Origin of the sequence: Streptococcus sp. 10824 (genome assembly GCF_013276595.1) — a bacterium.
GTDB lineage: Bacteria > Bacillota > Bacilli > Lactobacillales > Streptococcaceae > Streptococcus > Streptococcus pseudopneumoniae.
Window position 1 is genome coordinate 1 of sequence record NZ_VMLH01000103.1, and the last position, 1,169, is coordinate 1,169.

General features: G+C 38.2%; 1 protein-coding gene and 1 pseudogene. One reads left to right on the forward strand and one right to left on the reverse strand.

All coding sequences use genetic code 11. From position 1 onward, the window contains the following. The coding region (locus HT701_RS09395) for an LPXTG cell wall anchor domain-containing protein (protein WP_240152371.1) at positions 1 to 573 on the forward strand (573 nt) is incomplete at its 5' end. A gap of 242 nt (positions 574 to 815) precedes the next feature. Here the strand turns inward: HT701_RS09395 and HT701_RS11605 are convergent. After that, positions 816 to 1,169 (reverse strand): annotated as a pseudogene (locus tag HT701_RS11605) (transposase domain-containing protein); the annotation flags it as partial.

A 1,169-nucleotide genomic window follows, 5' to 3' on the forward strand; every position in this document is an offset into this window, starting at 1 on the left:
GAAAATGGAACAACAATCACAGTCACAATTGGCGACAATGGTTCAGGTGAAGTACCAAATGACAAGCTTCCGAAAGGTGCTGTGCCAGGTAAAGGTAAAGTAACAGAACCGAACAAGAAACCATCACAACCAGTGGATGTAACAACACCAGCCCGTAAGACACCAACTATTGACTTGGTACAAGATCCTACTACAGGTGACGTTACAGTAACACCTAAGAAACCAGATGGCTCAACTTATCCAGAAGGAACAATGGTAGAACTTCCAGGTAAGGATGGTCGTCCAATTAAAGTGACGATTGGTGACAATGGTTCAGCTAAGGTTCCAAATGATCAATTACCAGATACTACGGTTGTAGGTAATGCTAAGATTACAGAACCAGGTAAAGCAGCTGTGGAAGTTCCTAATGTAACAACACCAGCTAAGCTAACAGTCTCTACGGAACAACCAAGTAAATCACATAATGTATTGCCAAATACAGGAACAGAATCAAATGCGACTCTTGCTTCTCTAGGACTTCTTGGTATGCTAAGTGGACTCGGATTTGCGTTTAGAAAGAAAAAAGAAGACTAAAATAAAAGTTTAGTCAAGCTGATATACATTCTTCTGTATTTTAAAAATGAGCCCTATTAATTCTGCTGATTATTTTAGGAATCGAGTACATTAGATAAAAAGCGAACAATTTTAGAATTGTTCGCTTTTTAAATGGCTCTTTGTCAACTGTAGTGTAACGGTAAGTAACCGCCCAATAACGAAGTATATTGAAAAATCTCCAGACTAGAGAACTCACGGATAGTTCCTAATCTGGAGATTTCTTATTTGCACTTTTCTTGTACAACTTTAGTCCATGGTAAATAAGCCTCTAAAACCTCTTTGTTTACGAGAGTTTCCTCGTTTGGAAGACATTCTAGAAGATAGGATAGATATTTTTCACTATTTAGTTGATGACGTTTAGCTGTTTCCAACAAACTCATAATAATAGCTGTTGCTTTAGCTCCTTCAAAACTTTGAGAAAACAACCACCCTCGCTTTTTAAAATTTAGCTTAGGCTAAAAGAGTCCACCGGACTCTTTTACTACGTCCCATAACCAATGATTTAATGGCGCGTTCAGCTAGATTATTGGAAAGGACCAGATGCCCGTCTTTCAAAATGGCCTTAAAGGTTTCTT